At 45.5% G+C, this 286-nt stretch carries 1 protein-coding gene; it reads right to left on the bottom strand.

Translation table 11 applies throughout. The features are described 5' to 3' along the window. Nucleotides 1–286, bottom strand: a 286-nt coding sequence (locus KVT36_RS31665; protein WP_217607422.1) for a hypothetical protein, incomplete at both ends; no start/stop codon positions are given.

The raw sequence follows: 286 nt of genomic DNA, 5'->3' as shown, positions 1-286 counted from the left end.
AGGTTTTATCGTATGACAGCAACATTTCCGTGCGCCAGTTCATTGCATTGGCTTTTGACTGGGAAGAATTGGGAATGCTGGGCGGGGGGTTATTGACCCCGCCTAAAAAGGAGGGATTGAATACAAAAGTAGAGCCGTTACCGTAGTTAACATTAAAGCTTGCTTTTGCTTTCAGCCCATTAATGATCTCGTAATCCCCATAAATATTACCAAGGCCGGTAAAGCTCTTTACATTGGTTTCGCCAAACTCCAGGGAATTCAGGGGGTTGGCAGCACTGAACATACC

Origin of the sequence: Chitinophaga sp. GbtcB8, assembly GCF_019091455.1 — a bacterium.
Classification (GTDB): Bacteria; Bacteroidota; Bacteroidia; order Chitinophagales; family Chitinophagaceae; genus Chitinophaga.
This window is presented reverse-complemented; position numbering and strand designations above follow the sequence as displayed.